The 15,919-nt window shown below is 68.2% G+C and carries 13 protein-coding genes; 5 read left to right on the plus strand and 8 right to left on the minus strand.

Annotated elements, in window-relative coordinates:
* Positions 1-4: 4 nt before the first annotated feature.
* From AC3WJT_RS00390 to AC3WJT_RS00405, 4 genes are all read right to left on the minus strand, one after another.
* Positions 5-535, minus strand: a complete 531-nt coding sequence (locus tag AC3WJT_RS00390) for a GNAT family N-acetyltransferase (protein WP_492341082.1) — start codon at positions 533-535, stop codon at positions 5-7.
* Complete coding sequence (aguB, locus tag AC3WJT_RS00395; RefSeq protein WP_492341083.1) at positions 532-1,410, minus strand: N-carbamoylputrescine amidase; 879 nt, start codon at positions 1,408-1,410, stop codon at positions 532-534. Before aguB ends, AC3WJT_RS00390 begins: the two co-directional genes overlap by 4 nt.
* Positions 1,410-2,408 (minus strand): agmatine deiminase family protein, encoded by a 999-nt coding sequence (locus tag AC3WJT_RS00400; RefSeq protein WP_492341084.1) that lies wholly within the window; start codon positions 2,406-2,408, stop codon positions 1,410-1,412. Before AC3WJT_RS00400 ends, aguB begins: the two co-directional genes overlap by 1 nt.
* A gap of 110 nt (positions 2,409-2,518) precedes the next feature.
* The gene (locus tag AC3WJT_RS00405; RefSeq protein ID WP_492341085.1) at positions 2,519-5,194 is read right to left on the minus strand and encodes a TonB-dependent receptor; all 2,676 of its coding nucleotides are present in this window, start codon (positions 5,192-5,194) and stop codon (positions 2,519-2,521) included.
* A 280-nt stretch (positions 5,195-5,474) separates the two neighbouring features.
* Between AC3WJT_RS00405 and AC3WJT_RS00410 the strand changes: the two genes are divergently transcribed.
* Positions 5,475-7,052, plus strand: coding sequence for an ArnT family glycosyltransferase (locus AC3WJT_RS00410; RefSeq protein WP_492341086.1), 1,578 nt, complete (start codon positions 5,475-5,477; stop codon positions 7,050-7,052).
* 9 nt (positions 7,053-7,061) lie between these two features.
* Here AC3WJT_RS00410 and msrA read toward each other — a convergent pair whose 3' ends face one another.
* From msrA to AC3WJT_RS00425, 3 genes are all read right to left on the minus strand, one after another.
* Entirely contained in the window at positions 7,062-7,643 is a 582-nt protein-coding gene (gene msrA, locus AC3WJT_RS00415) for a peptide-methionine (S)-S-oxide reductase MsrA (protein WP_492342345.1), read from the minus strand.
* Between the two features lie 71 nt (positions 7,644-7,714).
* Positions 7,715-8,356 carry a 3-oxoacid CoA-transferase subunit B gene (locus AC3WJT_RS00420; RefSeq protein WP_492341087.1) on the minus strand — a complete coding sequence of 214 codons (642 nt, stop codon included), beginning with the start codon at positions 8,354-8,356 and terminating at the stop codon, positions 7,715-7,717.
* Positions 8,356-9,066 carry a CoA transferase subunit A gene (locus tag AC3WJT_RS00425; protein WP_492341088.1) on the minus strand — a complete coding sequence of 237 codons (711 nt, stop codon included), beginning with the start codon at positions 9,064-9,066 and terminating at the stop codon, positions 8,356-8,358. Before AC3WJT_RS00425 ends, AC3WJT_RS00420 begins: the two co-directional genes overlap by 1 nt.
* Positions 9,067-9,161: 95 nt before the next feature.
* Between AC3WJT_RS00425 and kefF the strand changes: the two genes are divergently transcribed.
* Together kefF and AC3WJT_RS00435 are read left to right on the plus strand one after the other, a co-directional pair.
* A complete protein-coding gene (kefF, locus tag AC3WJT_RS00430) occupies positions 9,162-9,728 on the plus strand; it encodes a glutathione-regulated potassium-efflux system oxidoreductase KefF (RefSeq protein ID WP_492341089.1) in 567 nt (188 codons plus the stop codon).
* Entirely contained in the window at positions 9,728-11,638 is a 1,911-nt protein-coding gene (locus tag AC3WJT_RS00435; RefSeq protein ID WP_492341090.1) for a monovalent cation:proton antiporter-2 (CPA2) family protein, read from the plus strand. Before kefF ends, AC3WJT_RS00435 begins: the two co-directional genes overlap by 1 nt.
* A gap of 4 nt (positions 11,639-11,642) precedes the next feature.
* Here AC3WJT_RS00435 and AC3WJT_RS00440 read toward each other — a convergent pair whose 3' ends face one another.
* A complete protein-coding gene (locus AC3WJT_RS00440) occupies positions 11,643-12,314 on the minus strand; it encodes a YiaD family glycine zipper/OmpA-like lipoprotein (protein ID WP_492341091.1) in 672 nt (223 codons plus the stop codon).
* A 122-nt stretch (positions 12,315-12,436) separates the two neighbouring features.
* On the opposite strand from AC3WJT_RS00440, the gene AC3WJT_RS00445 reads away from it, so the two are divergent.
* Both AC3WJT_RS00445 and AC3WJT_RS00450 read left to right on the plus strand, forming a co-directional pair.
* A complete protein-coding gene (locus AC3WJT_RS00445) occupies positions 12,437-13,387 on the plus strand; it encodes an isopenicillin N synthase family dioxygenase (RefSeq protein ID WP_492341092.1) in 951 nt (316 codons plus the stop codon).
* 71 nt (positions 13,388-13,458) lie between these two features.
* A complete protein-coding gene (locus AC3WJT_RS00450; protein ID WP_492341093.1) occupies positions 13,459-15,885 on the plus strand; it encodes a PAS domain-containing protein in 2,427 nt (808 codons plus the stop codon).
* Positions 15,886-15,919: the final 34 nt, after the last annotated feature.

Below are 15,919 nucleotides of genomic sequence, written 5' to 3' on the forward strand. Positions count from 1 at the left end.
GCAATCAGGGGGCGTCCTGCGACCAGACCAGGTGCCGGCGCAGAATTTGACCTTCCGGGACGTTCGGATGATCGAAGTCGAGATCCGCCCGGCGCGTCATGCCCAGCCGCGCCATCACCGCCTGTGAGGGCAGGTTGGTCGTCGAGGTGAAGGCGACGATCCGCTCCAGGCCGATGTGCTCGAAGCAGACGTCCATCGCAGCCTGCGACGCCTCGGTGGCGTAGCCCCGTCCCCAGGCGGCGCGCGCCAGTCGCCAGCCCATCTCGGCGCCCGGCGACAGCGGGACTGGCGGCGACATCGTCATCGGCCCGGAGTGGCCCAGGAAGGCGCCGTCCTCGCGGCGTTCAATCGCCCAGCGGCCAAAGCTGTGCTGGTCGATGTGCGACTGGTACCGGGCCGCCAGGGCGTCGCTTTCGGCCCGCGAGAGGGTCGAGGGGAAATATCGCATGACCTCTGGATCGGCGTTCAGCGCCGCGAACGGCTCAAGGTCTTCCTCGCGCCAGCTTCGCAGGATCAGGCGCGGGGTCTTGATCATGCCGGACGGGGGCTCGCCAGCGCGCCGTAAAGATCCGGCCGGCGGTCACGGAAGAAGCCCCAGGCGGCGCGGTGGGTGGCGAGAAAGTCCAGATCGACGGTGGTCTGCACCAGCCCCTCGTCGTCGCGTCCCAGCTCGGAGACCAGGTCGCCGCGATGGTCGGCGATGAACGACGAGCCATAGAAGCGCTGGCCGCCGTTGGGATAGCCGTCCCAGGGCTCGAAGCCGATGCGGTTGGCCCCGACCACCGGGATGATGTTGCTGACCGCGTGCCCCTGCATCGCCCGCCGCCAGGGCAGGGCCGTGTCGAGCGACGCGTCATGCGGCTCGCTGCCGATGGCGGTGGGATAGAGCAGCGCCTCGGCGCCCATCAGCGCCATGGCCCGCGCGCACTCGGGGTACCACTGGTCCCAGCAGATGCCGACGCCGATGCGGCCGTGTTTGGTGTCCCAGACGCGGAAGCCGGTGTCGCCCGGCCGGAAGTAGTACTTCTCCTGATAGCCGGGGCCGTCAGGGATGTGGCTCTTGCGATAGACGCCCAGCAGCGCGCCGTCGGCGTCGGCCATCACCAGACTGTTGAAGTAGTGGGGCCCCTCCTTCTCGAAGATCGAGATCGGGATCACCACGCCCAGTTCGCCGGCCAGCGGGGCCAGGGCCTTCACACAGGGATGCTCGCGCCAGGGATGGGCCTGCGCGAACCAGCGCTCCTCCTGCGCCACGCAGAAGTAGGGACCCTGGAACAGCTCCGACGGCAGGATCACCTGCGCCCCCGCCGCGGCGGCCTGGCGGATGAACCCCTCGGTCTTCCGGATGTTGGCGTCCAGATCCATGCCGTAGCTGGTCTGGATCGCCGCGAGGCTGAGCGTCCGGGCCATCAGGCGGGCTCCTGCTGGGTGATGCAGTGGAACGAGCCGCCGCCGGTCAGGATGGCGGTGGACGGCAGGCCGATCGCCTTGCGCTCGGGGAACAGGCTCTGCACCGCGTCGACGGCGAAGGCGCCGGCCTTGGCATCGTCGTAGAGCGGCACGATCACCGCGCCGTTGGCGATGATGAAGTTCATATGGCTGGCCGGCGCGGGGCCGCCGTCGCCGTCGATCCAGCCCGGCGAGGGAATGCGCATGACCTGCAGCTGGCCACCGCGGGCGTCGGTCATCTGCGACAGGTCGCGGGCGGTCTGGTCGTAGAGGTTGGCGTTGGGGTCGGCCTTGCCCCAGGCGATCGGACAGGCGACCACGCCCGGCGCGACGAACCGCGCCAGGTTGTCGACATGGCCGTCGGTGTGGTCGTTGCGAAGGCCGTCGCCCAGCCACAGCACCTTGCGGGCGCCGAGCGCCTGGCCGAGCGCCGCGCCCGCGGCCTCTTCGGTCCAGCCGGCGTTGCGGTTGGCGTTCAGCACGCACTGGCGGGTGGTCAGCAGCGTGCCCAGGCCATCGTGCTCGACGGCGCCGCCCTCGAGGATGAAGCCGTTGGCGTCCAGCGGCGCGCCGGAGGCGGCGGCGATCTGGGCGGCGACCTGGTCATCGCCCTCGAGCTCGTACTTGCCGCCCCAGCCGTTGAAGCGGAAGCCGGCGGCGCGGCCGTCGCTGCGAAAGATCGGGCCGGTGTCTCGCACCCAGATATCGCCGAACAGTGCGCGGACGATCTCGACGCCGGCGACGTCGCCCAGCCGCGCACGGGCGGCGGCCTCGGCGTCGTCGCCGCAGACCATCAGCCGGACGCGCTCCTCGCCCGGACCGGCCAGGGCGCGGGCCAGGGCGGCGACCTCGTCCTGGGCGCCTTCGAGGTTCTCGAGCCACAGATCGGCATGGCTGGGGAAGCCGAGCCACATGGCGCGGTGCGGAGACCATTCAGCGGGAACGAGAGGGGTGCTCATGCGGCGGGGGAAGTGGCCCTGGCTGGAGGTTGCGTCAAGTGTCGCCCAAACGAAAAGGGGCGGCCTGATCGCTCAGGCCGCCCCTCCCGTTTAGTCGTGGTTGCTTCGAACTAGAAGCGGGTACGCAGGCTCAGCTGGATCGTGCGCGGCGCGCCGATGCTGACAAAAGCCGTGTTGGGGTTACGCGAGATCGCCGTCTGGTCCAGTTCCGGGTTGATCCGCGCGATGGTCTTCGCGTTCGTGCCCGAGCTGATGTTGGCGTAGTACTCTTCGTCGAAGATGTTCGTGACGTTGAGCTGCAGCGACGTACCTTCAGCGCCGAAGGGCAGGTCGTAGCGCAGGTCCATGTCGAACACGTTGTAGCCCGGCGACTGCTCGTCGTTGACGTCCGTCGTGTAACGGTCGCCGACGTGCTTGCCCTGGAAGCCGACGGTGAAGTCTTCGGTCACGCGCCATTGGGCGCGGCCCGTGAACATCCACTCCGGCGTTTCCACCAACGTCTTGCCCTTGGTGGGCAGGTACGTCGGCGTGTTGGCCGGGGTCAGCGCGGGCGCGACGATGATCGTCGACCGGCCGAGCTGCAGATCGTCCTGCAGTTCAGCGCTGGTGTAGCTGACCGACGCGTAGAGGCTGAAGGTATCAGTCGGGGTCCAGCCGGCCTGGGCGTCGATACCCCAGAGCTTCACGTCGCCGACGTTGCGGTCGACGTTGTAGCCGAGGTCCGGATCGAACGACGACACGATGCGGTTCTGGAAGTTGTTCGACCACAGGGCCGTCGAGATGATCATCGTCGGCGAGCGGAAGCGATAGCCCAGATCCCAGGCCTGGCTGGTTTCCGGATCCACGTCCGAGATGACGACCGGAGCGGTCGCCGAAACGGTCGGGATGTTCAGGATCGGGTTCGTGCTCGACACCGCATTCGCCACACCGACGGTGTAGAGGTTGTCGGTGCGCGGCGCGGACAGGCCTTCGGCGTAGCTGAGGAAGACCGTGTGACCCGGCGCCAGGACGTAGGAGACGCCGACGTTCGGCAGAACGTCCTTGTACTCGGCTTCCGCCTCGAACGGACGGACGTACCGGGTCGTGCCGGACGCCGCGATCGCCACGTTGGTCAGGGTGACCAGGTTGGCCGACGCCTGGAGACCGGCGGTCGTCAGGTCGGTGTCGACGTTGGCGTAGACCGGCTGGCTGGTGCAGAGCACCGTGTTGGCGCCGTTCTGCGTCAGGCAGTACTGGTTCAGCTCACGCTTGAACACCGGCGCCCGCAGGCCGACCGTCACGAACAGGGTGTCGTCCATGAAGTTGCCGCGCCAGTCGGCCGACAGCTGGTTCAGGATGGCGTAGGACAGACGGTCGCGGCTGCGGAAGAAGTAGCCGTCGGCGTTCAGCACCTTGGCGCCGTTGCCGTCCTTGCCGCCGAACACGTCGAGCGGATCACCGCTGGCCGAGATGTTGCCGTATTCGCCCGTCTGACGGTGACGTCCGCGGTCGAAGGTGTAGGCGATGCGGAAGGTGTTGTTGTCGTTCGGCTCCCAGATCAGCGAGCCGGCCACCGTGAAGCGACGGGTGTTGGTGTTGCTCGGCGAGTAGAAGCGCACGAACGTGTCACGGCAGTCGCCGTCCTTGTTCAGGTCGAAGCCCGTGCCGGCCACGCCGCCAACGCCGCAGGCCACCGCGCCGGTCGTGCCGAAGACGGTGTTCTGCTGGCCCAGGGTGCCGACTTCGCTCAGGGTCGTGCTGCCGCCGCCGTTGGCCAGGGTGTACTGGAAGGCGGAGTCGAGCGTGAAGGTCAGCGTGTCGGAGAGCGTGAACTTCGCCTGTTCCCGGATGTTGCCGGTGTTCGACGGGTTGATCCGCAGGCCGTAGTAGTTCGAGTTGTCGGCCGGATCGGCGTCAACGTCGCCGGTGTTCGGCAGGACGACGGGCGTCGAGACGATCGGCAGATAGGCGGCGTTGTTGTCGTAGTCCGCGCCGTTCAGCAGGAACGTGGAGATCGTCGTGGTGCGGTAGAAGTTGTTGCGGTTCTCGTTGTAGTGGAACGCCAGCGAGAAGAAATCGCCGTTGTCGCCCAGCGGCTGATAGATCTTGCCGTTGATCTGCCACTTCTCGAGGTCGCCCGGACCCTTGAACTTGTCGTACTTCTGGTACGAACCGGCCAGGTAGGCGGTCGTGCCCCACGGGCCGATCTCGCCGGTGTCGACCAGGCCGAACACGCGACGATAGTTGAAGCTGCCGGCGGCGCCGTTGAGCATCAGGCCCATGTCGCCACCCGGCTTGCGGCTGGTGTAGTTGATCGTGCCGCCCGTCGCCGAGGCCGTCGGGCTGTCCACGTCCGTGGTGCCCATGTTGACGCTGGCCTTGGAGATCAGTTCCGGGTCGAGCTGCTGGTTCGTGTAGATCGCGTAGTTGCCGGTGTCGTTCAGCGGAATGCCGTCGAACGTCAGCGAAATGCGCGGGCCGTCAAAGCCGCGAAGGCGGACGTTGCCGCCCGACGAGCCGTACGGGTCGTTGTTGGTGAAGTTCAGGCCCGGGGTCAGGTTCAGCGACTGAAGGATCGTCTGACCGGTCGGCTGGGTCGCGATGAACTCCTGGTCGATCGTGGCCTTCGCCTTGGGGGCCGATTCGGCGGTGATCACGCCGTCGATGTTCGGTTGGCCGGCGGTCGCGGTGATGACGACGGCTTCAACTTCGGTGGTGCCGGTGGATTGCGCATAGGCGGTCGAGGCCAGCATCATGCTGCCCACGAGCGCGGACGTCGCCACAAAGGCGAGCTTGTTCTTGGTCATAGTGTGAGTATCCCCTCTCATCCCGACGCCGGTTTGAAACCTGAAAAAAGACCCGGCCCGGGTACCAGTCACACGAAATAGCGCGCCAATGCGAAGCTAAGGTGACGATGCCCGAATGAGTCTTGAACGCCTGCTCGATAGTCTAGAGCGGAGTCCCGGTGAAGCAAGGCGACGTTAAGGATCGTGGCGTTTTTGGGCCGGTTTGTCGCAAGATTGCGACACCTTTGGGCATGGATCGCCTTTACAGGGTCCATGACGCGGGCCAGCGTCCCCCTCGCCCATGACCCTGAACGCCACCGTCGATCCCTCGCCCGCCCTCGACAGCAGCCGCCCGCTGCGGGTCGCCGTGACACTTGTCCTTGTGCTGACGGTTCTGCGCCTTGCGGCCCTCTTCGCCAGCCCGCTGGAGCTGAACCCGGAGGAAGCCCAGTACTGGCTGTGGTCGCGCACGCTCGACTTCGGCTACTTCTCCAAGCCGCCGATGATCGCCTGGGCGATCTGGGCGACCACCGCCGTCGGCGGCGACGCCGAGCCCTGGGTACGGTTCTCCGCGCCGCTGTTCCACGGCGTCGCCGGCTTCGCGCTCTTCGCTATCGGCCGCAAGCTGTTCGACGCATGGACAGGCGTGCTGGCGGCGGCCGTCTACCTGCTGATGCCGGGCGTGGCGCTGTCGTCCTTCATCATGGCGACCGACGCGCCCCTGCTCTGCTTCCTGTCGCTCGCGCTGCTGGCCTACGTCTCGCTGCAGCCCGGCGAGCGCCGGCTGGCGCCCGCAGCCGCCCTCGGCGCGGCCCTCGGCCTCGCCATGCTGTCGAAGTACGCGGCGCTCTACGCCCTGATCGCCATCGGGCTGCATCTCGCGCTGTCGAAGGACGCGCGCCGGGCCTGGGACCTGAAGACCGCCGCCCTCGCCCTGGGCGCGTTTATCCTGGTGCTGACGCCCAACCTGATCTGGAACGCCAATCACGGATTCGCCACGGTCGGACACACGGCCTCCAACGCCAACCTCGGCGGCGAGCTGTTCAATCCCGAGGAGATGCTGAGCTTCATCGGCGGCCAGTTCGGCGTCTTCGGGCCCGTACCGTTCGGCGTCCTGATCGGCGGCGCGGCGGTGCTGGCCTGGCGCCGGAGGCTGCTGCCGCAGGACCTGCTGCTGCTGTGCTTCGTCGTCCCGCCGCTGGCGGTGGTGACGCTCGGCGCGCTGCTGTCGCGGGCCAACGACAACTGGGCGGCCAGCGCCTATGTCGCCGGGGCGGTGCTGACGGCGGCCCTGCTGATGCGCTGGCGGGCCAAATGGTGGGCGATCGGCGGCCTCGGCGTTCAGGCGGCGCTCGCGGCCTTCATGCTGGTGGCGGTCGCCAGACCGGAGGTCGTCGACGCCCTGGGCCGGTCCAATGACATCAAGCGCGTGCGCGGCTGGGAGCAGATGGCCAAGCAGGTGAACCAGCGGGCGCAACTCGAGAACCTCAACGGCGGACTGTCGGCCATCGCGGTGGACGACCGTTTCCTGTTCAACGCCCTGTCCTACTACGGCCGCGACTACATCGGCGCCCCGGACGCCCCGCCACTGACCATCTGGCTGCGGCGCAGCCATGCGGGCAACCAGGCCGAAGCGACCGCACCCCTGACGCCGGCGCTCGGCCGCCGGGTGCTGGTGGTCAGTCTGGAAGGCCTCCAGGCGGAACGGATCGTCGCCGACTTCGACAGGAGCCGGACGGCGGGGATCCTGCACCAGGTCCTCAGCATCAAATGCGCTGTGCGCTATCGTGACGACGAGAAGGCCTACGCCCACCGCTGCCGCCGTCGCCAGACGCTGATCCTCGGCGAAGGCCTCAGGCCGGTGGCGAACCGCGACTAGGCAGCGGGCCTACCGGCCCCAGACCGCCTTCACCCGCGCGTCGCGGCCGCAGGACGCCCGATAGTAGGCGTAGCGCACCGGGTTTTTCGCGGCGTAGTCCTGATGATAGCCCTCGGCCTTCCAGAACGAGATGTAGCGCAGGATCGGCGTGACGATCGTCCGCCCTTTCAACCGGGCGGCCGCAGCGGCCTTCGAGGCCTCGGCCGCCTGCCGCTGCGCCTCGGTGGCGACCCAGACGGCGGTCGAATATTGCGGGCCGCGGTCGCAGAACTGGCCGCCCGCGTCGGTCACGTCGACCAGCGGCCAAAACCGGTCGACCAGCTGCCGATAGCTGATCCGCGCCGGATCGTAGGTCACCCGCACAGCCTCGCGATGGCCCTCGTGGTTCTCGTAGGTCGGGTTCTGCAGATCCCCGCCGGCGTAACCGGACACGGCGTCAACGACGCCGGGGATCTTCGCCATGTCGTGCTCGAGGCACCAGAAGCAGCCGCCGGCGAACCAGGCTGTTTCGAGAGTCGGTGCGGCCCGGGCGGCGCCGGTGGCCGCCGACACGGCGAACGATGCGGCGATGACCGCCAGGAAGCGCATGATGTTCATGGGCTGCAAGATGGCGCGCCCCCACGCCGGGGCAAGTCACTGTCGCACAACTGCCCGTGAGGGAACTAGACGGCGACCGTGAACGCGGCCTCGGTCTTCGCCTTCACCTCGTCCACCGTCACGCCGGGCGCCAGTTCGATCAGACGCACCGGCGTCTTGCCGCGGTTGATCTCGAACACGCCCAGCTCGGTGATCAGCAGATCGACCACGCCGGCGCCGGTCAGCGGCAGGTTGCAGCGGGTGAGCAGCTTGGGCGCGCCGGTCTTTTCGCAGTGGTCCATAACCACCACCACGCGCTTGACGCCGGCGACCAGGTCCATCGCCCCGCCCATGCCCTTGACCATCTTTCCGGGCACCATCCAGTTGGCCAGGTCGCCGTTCTCGGCCACCTGCATCCCGCCCAGGATCGACAGGGCGATATGGCCGCCGCGGATCATGGCGAAGCTGTCGGCGGACGAGAAATAGGAGCTGGAGTCGAGCTCGGTGATGGTCTGCTTGCCGGCGTTGATCAGGTCGGCGTCTTCCTCGCCCTCATAGGGGAACGGGCCCATGCCGAGCATGCCGTTCTCGCTCTGCAGCGTCACATGCATCCCCTCGGGGATGTAGTTGGCCACGAGCGTCGGGATGCCGATGCCCAGATTGACGTAGAAGCCGTCCTTGAGCTCCCGGGCCGCGCGGGCGGCCATGTCTTCGCGGGTCCAGGCCATCAGACGGCTTCCTTGACGCGGGTGGTGACGCGCTCGATGCGCTTCTCGAAGACGGCGCCCTTGAACAGGCGGTCAACGTAGATGCCCGGCGTGTGGATGTGGTCCTTGTCGAGCGCGCCGATGGCGACCATCTCCTCGATCTCGACCACGGTCGCCTTGCCGGCGGTGGCCATCATCGGATTGAAGTTCCGGGCGGTCTTTCGATAGACGAGGTTGCCCTCGGCATCGCCCTTCCAGGCCTTGACGATCGACAGGTCGGCGACGAGGCCGCGCTCCATCACATAGGCCTCGCCGTCGAATTCGCGGACTTCCTTGCCCTCGGCCACCAGCGTGCCCACGCCGGTTTTCGTGAAGAAGGCCGGGATCCCGGCGCCGCCGGCGCGGATGCGCTCGGCCAGGGTGCCCTGGGGGTTGAACTCCAGTTCCAGTTCTCCGGAGAGGTAGAGCTGTTCGAACAGCTTGTTCTCCCCCACATAGGAGCTGATCATCTTCCGGATCTGACGGGTCTCCAGCAGGATGCCGAGGCCGAACCCGTCGACGCCGCAATTGTTGGAGACGACCGTGAGGTCCTTGACGCCGCTCTCGCGGATCGCCGCGATCAGGTTTTCGGGAATGCCGCAGAGCCCGAAGCCCCCCGCCATGATGGTCATGCCGTCAAACAGAAGCCCCGACAGGGCCTCGACGGCGTCCTTGCGAACCTTGTCCGCCATGATCGCTCCGCTCGAAATGGTCGGCCCCTCTCGCCCGATCCGGCGAGAAATTCAACCCTTGGTGAATAACATGAGATCCAGTCCGGAACGCTATCATGGAGCCTGAAGGCCGCGAACCCTCGGTGCTGGTTGTCTTCGCCCATCCGGCGCTGGAGCGCTCGCGCGCCAACACGGTGCTGGCCGGCGCGGCGCGGGACGCCGCCGGCGTGCGGTTCCACGACCTCTATGAGACCTACCCGGACTTCGTGATCGATGTGGAGGCCGAGCAGCGGAAGCTTCTGGCGCACCAGGTGATCGCACTGCAGTTCCCGATGTACTGGTACTCGACGCCTGCCCTGATGAAGGAGTGGCTGGACCTCGTCTGGCTGCACGGCTTTGCCTACGGCAAGGGCGGCGACCGGCTGAAGGGCAAGCAGTTGTTCGTCGCCTGCACCACCGGCGGCCCGGCGCAGGCCTATCACAAGCGCGGCTACAACCGCTTCACGATGGAGGAGTTCCTGCGTCCGCTGGAGCAGACCGCGGCCCTCTGCGGCATGACCTGGGAAAATCCCTACGTCGTCCACGGCGCCCGGCTGAAGGACGACGCCCACATCCAGGGCGAGGCCGACCGCTACCGGGTCCGTCTCGAAGGCCTGGCGGCCGGCGCGCGGGAGACCGTCTGATGCACGGCGACTTCCTGACCCAGGCGCTGGTCTATCTGGCCGCGGGCGTCGTCACCGTGGCGGCGGCCAAGAAGCTCGGGCTCGGCTCGGTGCTCGGCTACCTGATCGCCGGCGCCCTGATCGGCCCCTTCGCGCTCAACCTGACGGGCGAGGCCGAGGACGTCATGGCCTTCGCCGAGTTCGGCGTGGTGATCCTGTTGTTCCTGATCGGGCTGGAGGTGCGCCCCGCCCTGCTCTGGTCGATGCGCAAGACCATCTTCGGCCTCGGCGGCGCGCAGGTCGTGGCCACGGCCCTGGCCATCGCCGGCGCCAGCATGATCTTCGGACTGCCCTGGCCGACGGCGCTGGCGGCCGGCCTCGTGCTGGCGATGTCCTCGACGGCGATCGTGCTGCAGACCCTCGACGAGAAGGGGTTGCGACAGGGTCCCGTCGGCCGGGCGGCCTTCGGGGTGCTGCTGCTGCAGGACCTGGCGATCATCCCGCTGTTCGCCCTGCTGCCGCTGCTCGCGACCGGACCGGTTCAGCTGACCTCCGACACCCATACGACCAGCCTGATCGCCGACCTGCCCGCCTGGATGCAGGCGCTGGCGGTGCTGGCGGCCGTGGGAGCGGTCGTCGGCGGCGGCCGGTTCGTGGTGCGGCCGGTGTTCCGCTTCATCGCCCAGTCACGCCTGCGCGAGATCTTCACGGCCACCTCGCTGCTGATCGTGGTCGGCGTGGCCCTGCTGATGCAGATCGTCGGCCTGTCGCCGGCGCTCGGCGCCTTCCTGGCCGGCGTGGTGCTGGCCGAGAGCGAGTTCCGGCGCGAGCTGGAAACCGACATCGAGCCATTCCGCGGCCTGCTGCTGGGACTGTTCTTCATCACCGTCGGCGCGACCATCGACTTCAACCTGATCCTGCGCGAACCGCTGCTGCTGATCGGGCTGGTGCTGGGCCTGATGGCGTTGAAGTTCGTCGTGCTGTTCGCCCTGGCGCGGGTTGGCGGAGCCTCTAACCGGCTGGCGGCGACCGTGGCGGTGGCCCTGGCCCAGGGCGGCGAGTTCGCCTTCGTCCTGCTGACCTTCACGGTCGGCGCGGGGGTGATCAGCCAGCCGCTGGCGGACCTGTTGACCGCGGTGGTGGCCGTCTCGATGGCGATGACCCCGCTGACGATCATCGTCTACGAGAAGATCCTGACCTTCCTCGACCGCAAGAACCCGACCGAGAGCATCGCCGATCCTACCTTCGAGGAGGAAGACGCCGAGCCGGACATCATCATCGCCGGCTTCGGCCGGTTCGGTCAGGTCACGGGGCGCCTGTTGATGGCCAACGGCTTCAAGTCGACCGTGCTGGACGCCGACATCGAGATGATCGACCTGCTGCGGCGCTTCGGCCGACGTGTGCACTATGGCGACGCCACGCGTCTGGACCTGCTGCGGCAGGCCGGCGCCGAGCGGGCCCGGATGCTGATTGTGGCGATCGACGACCAGGAGAAGGCGGCGGAACTGGTCGAGCGCGCGCGGGAAGCCTTCCCGCACCTGACGATCCTCGCCCGCGCCTTCGACCGGCGGCACGCCTACGACATGCTGGCGAACGGGGCCGACGCGGTGGAACGAGAGACCTTCGAAGGCGCGCTGGCGATGGGCGTGAGGGCGCTCAAGTCGCTCGGATTCCGCGCCCACCGCGCGCACCGGGCGGCCGACTACTTCCGCCGGCACGATCTGCGCACGTTCGAGGAGCTGCGACCGATGTGGGGCCAGACCGAGGCCTACATGCTGGCGTCGCGCGACGCGTCCCAGACCATGGACCGCCTGCTGGCCGCCGACCTCGCAACGATGAAGCCCGGCGCCGCGGACGGCTGGGATCCCAGCGGCCGCGACGAGGACCAGCGCGAGGCGGCCGAGCAGGACGGTCCCGCCCGGCCCGCCTGACGCGTCAGCCGCGGAACGGCCGCAGCACGATCTCGACGCGCCGGTTCTCGGCGCGGCCCTCGGCCGTCTCGTTGCTGGCCGCCGGCTGGCTTTCGCCGCGGCCCTGGACGAACAGGCGTCCCGGCAGCACGCGGCTGCGGTCGGTCAGGAACATCGCCACAGAACTGGCGCGACGCTCGGAGAGCGCCTGGTTGTAGCTGTCGTCACCCGTGGAATCGGCGTGACCGATCACATCGACCAGCGTCTGCGGATAACGGTTCAGAATCGTCGCCACGCCGTCGAGCACCCGCACGAACTGCGGCTGGATGTCGGAACGATCGACGCCGAAGGTCACGTCGCTCGGCATGTTCAGAACGAGGTTGTCGCCGTCGCGGATGACGCTGACGCCCGTGCCCTGCAGCTCCTGGCGAAGCTCTGCCTGCTGGCGATCCATGTAGCCGCCGACGGCCGCGCCGCCGAGCGCGCCGATGCCGGCCCCGAGCAGCGCGTTCTTGCGGCCCTGCTCGCCATCGCTGGTGTTGGTCAGGTAGCCCAGCAGGGCGCCGCCGACGGCGCCGGCGATCGCGCCGGTGCCCGCATTGTTGCGCACGGTCTCGCCCGTGTCGGGGTCGATCGTCGTGCAGGCGCCCAGGGCGGCGGCGAGCAGGCAGGCGGCAAGCGCCGAGGGTCTCAGCATGGGTGGCTCCGGTGTGATTGTGCGGCCCAAACGTCCCGCGCCCGTGGTGGTTCCGCGCTCCCCCGCCCCGGCTTGATTCAGGTCAGGTGCGCGGGCGTCGCGGCGGGTGTAAAAGGGTCGCCATGACCGACGCCGCCCAGACCCGATCCGCGATCGAGCCCGTCCCGTTCTCGCTCTACGAAGCCGACTTCGAGGCCTTTTCGAAGGCGCTGGGCGACAGTTTCAAACGCTACGGCTTCGCCGCGATCAGCGACTACGATCTCGACCAGGCGAAGATCGACGCCGCCATCGACGCGGCCAAGCGCTTCTTCGCGCTGCCGGACGCGGTCAAGAAGCAGTACGCCGTCGGAAAGGGCGGCCAGCGCGGCTACATTCCGTTCGGGATCGAGACCGCCAAGGGCGCGACACACCACGACCTGAAAGAGTTCTGGCACATGGGCCGCGACCTGGCGCCCGGCCATCGCTACGCGCCACAGATGCCGCCGAACGTCTGGCCCGCCGAGATCGACGATTTCCATGACAAGGTCGCCTGGCTCTACAACGCGCTCGATTCCATGGGCGCGAAGGTGCTGCAGGCCATCGCCGCCTACCTGAACCTGCCGCGTCACCAGTTCGACGAGGCCGTGCGCGAGGGCAACAGCATCCTCCGGCTGCTGCACTACCCGCCGATCCCGGCCGACGCGACCGGCGTGCGGGCCGGCGCGCACGGCGACATCAACGCCATCACCCTGCTGCTGGGCGCCGAGGAAGGCGGGCTGCAGGTCAAGGATCGTGACGGCCAGTGGCTGCCGATCAACCCGCCGCCGGGCTGCCTGGTCTGCAACATCGGCGACATGCTGGAGCGGGCCACCAACCATGTCCTGCCCTCAACGATCCACCAGGTGGTCAACCCGCCGCCGGAACGGCGCGCCTTCGCCCGCTACTCGACGCCGTTCTTCCTGCATTTCGCGCCGGACTACGAAATCAGCACCCTGCCCGGCTGCGCGACCCCGGAGAATCCGGACCGCTATCCCGAACCCCTGACCGCCGACGATTTTCTGATGCAGCGCCTGAAGGAGATAAAGCTCCTCTGAGCACGGCCTGAGGTCACCCCGAATTAACCCTGCGCTTTCACCATGACGCGCGAGGCATAGAGGGGAACGGCATGGCGCCTTCAGACGCCGAGCGGGTTGCGGAAGTCAGGTCCCTGGACGTTGATGCGCTGCGCCCGGTCATCGACCGGGTCGCGAGGCTGGCCAAGCGCGCATCCGGCGCCGACCACGCCTATGTGGTGCTTGTCGAGGAAGACCATGTCTGGAACTCCGGCTTCGACGGTCTGCCCGAGCACGTCGGCGATCTGGCGGATTCCGCCACCGCCCGCCACCTGGACGAACTTCAGCCCCTGTGGGACCCCGACCTCGCCGAAGAATGGAGCAACCACCCGTGGGTGGTCGGCTGGCCATTCGCGCGAAGCTACGTCAACGCCCCCGTGGTGGTGGCCGACGGCGTCAAGCTGGGCGCTCTCTGCCTGCTGTTCAGGGACCAGAGGCCTCGCGATGAGGCGATAGTCGCCACACTCGTCGATCTGGCGGCCCTGCTCGCCGAGGCCATAGAACGCTCCCGCGCCGGCCGCCTGGCGGAACAGGCCAGGATCGCCTCCCGCGCGGCGGTCGCGCTGAAGGACGCGGTGATGCACTCCTCTCCGGTCGCCCTGGGCATGGCTGATCGCGACCTTCGCTATGTCTTCGTCAATGAGCACTGGGAGGAGGAAAAGGGCGTTCCGGCCGAGGAGGCCATCGGCCGGCCGATGGCCGAGCTGTTCCCGAAGTCCTTTCCGCAGCTCGAACATTTCTACCGGAATTGCCTCGCGGGCGAGACGATCACGACCGACAGGATCCTGGTGCCCAGCGCCACGCGCCCCGATCGCTGGCTGCGGGCGACGATCTGCCCGTGGCGGGACAGCGACGGAAAGATCGGCGGCATCATCACCATGAGCCACGACATCACCGACGTGGTCGAGACGCTGCAGCGCGCACAGCGGTCCGAGAGCCGGCTCAAGCTCGCGCTCGAGATCGCCGAGGTGCTGGTCTACGAGGTCAACTATCGCGACAAGACCCTGAAGGTGGACGGGGCGGCCGACACCTTTTTCGAGGGCGGCCTCAGCTACGACGACGTCGCGCGCGACATGTGGGTGACGGTGCACCCCGACGACCGCGAGGAAGCGCAGGCGCACTGGAACCACTGCATGGCCACCGGCGAGCCGTTCCGCACCGAGTACCGCATGAACCGGCCAGATGGCCGGGAAGTCTGGGCCTTCTCGGCCTCCGAACTGCTGATCGGCGAAGACGGCCGCGTCGACGGCGTCCTCGGGGTGCTCAAGAACATCACCAGCCGCAAGCATGTCGAGGCCGCCACCGTCCGGGCGCGCGACCTGGCCGAGGCGGCCAACCGCGCCAAGAGCGAGTTCCTGGCCAACATGAGCCACGAAATCCGCACGCCCCTGAACGGCGTGATGGGCGTGGCCTCCGCGCTGGCGCGGACCGACCTCAGCCCGGCCCAGACCGAGATGGTCAGCCTGATCCAGACGTCGGGCCAGACGCTTGAAGCCATCCTGGCCGACGTTCTGGATATCGCGCGCATCGAGTCGGGCCGGCTTGAGTTGAAGCCCGAGCCCTTCGATCTCGGCGACTGCCTGCGGTCGGCCGCATCCCTCTTCCGCGCCAACGCGGCCGAAAAGGACCTCAGCTTTTCCCTGGCGATCGGGGCCAGCGCGGACAGCGCCTTCGTCGGCGACGCCGTGCGCCTGCGCCAGATCCTGTGCAACCTGCTGTCCAATGCGATCAAGTTCACCCGCCGCGGCGGCGTCGGCCTCGAAGCGGCGATGGATCACGACGGTCGGCTGGTCATCGCGGTCGTCGACAGCGGGATCGGGTTCGGCGCGGACGTGCGGGACCGTCTGTTCGAGCGCTTTGAACAGGCTGACGGCTCGATCACCCGCCGCTTCGGCGGCACGGGTCTGGGCCTGGCCATCTCGCGCGCCCTGGCCGAGGCCATGGGCGGCACGCTGGAGGCGCAGTCGACGCCGGGCGAGGGATCGCGCTTCGTGCTCACCGTCGAGCTCGAACGCTGGGCCGGCGACCTGAAGGAAAATTCGCAGGCCGCGCTGTTCGAACCGTCTGACGGGCGGGCCCCGCGCGTGCTGCTGGCCGAGGATCACGCGGTCAACCGCAGGGTCGTCGAGCTGCTGTTCGACGGTTCCGGCGTCGAGCTGACCTGTGTCGAGAACGGCGCCGAGGCGGTCGAGGCCGCCGCCGTCGCTTCATTCGATCTGATCCTGATGGATATGCAGATGCCGGTGATGGACGGCCTGACCGCCATCCGCGCCATCCGCGCGGCGGAAGGCGCGGGCGGCCGTCCCTCGACGCCGATCTGGGCGCTTTCCGCCAACGCCCTGCCCGAGCACGTTGCGGCCTCGATGGCCGCCGGCGCCGACGGGCATCTGAGCAAGCCAGTCTCGGCCGAGGCCCTGTTCGGCGCGCTGGCTGAAGCCTGCGCCCAGGTCATTCCCGACAACGACGCGCTCAGCGCCTGACCCGGGCCGCTGTCGCGACGGGCCGGTCGGCCCC

It is taken from the genome of Caulobacter sp. FW305-C-30-S16, from assembly GCF_058783025.1.